Below are 259 nucleotides of genomic sequence, written 5' to 3'. Positions count from 1 at the left end.
GATCGCGCCAGCGGCAACGAGATTTCGATTACGTGCTTCGTCATCTGCCGCTTGTTTAGCGCGTGCAGCGGCGGCGGCAACCGCCTGGATTTGGGCCTGAGCCTGAAGACCAAGGTCAATGGGGTCCAGACGCATCAGGGTCTGCCCGAGCTTTACTTCCTGCCCCGTGTCAACCAGACGCTCCGATACCTTTCCCGACACACGAAAGCCCAAATCGCTCTGAACGCGAGCGACAACTACACCGGTAAACGACCGCGAC

Annotated in this window: 1 pseudogene; it reads right to left on the bottom strand. The window is 59.8% G+C overall.

The annotated features are described in order from the left end of the window. Positions 1 to 201, bottom strand: a pseudogene (locus AC0L3U_RS39640) (efflux RND transporter periplasmic adaptor subunit); the annotation flags it as partial. Positions 202 to 259 lie beyond the last annotated feature (58 nt).

The sequence above is a fragment of the Bradyrhizobium sp. Kon69 genome, from assembly GCF_055807515.1.
This window is presented reverse-complemented; position numbering and strand designations above follow the sequence as displayed.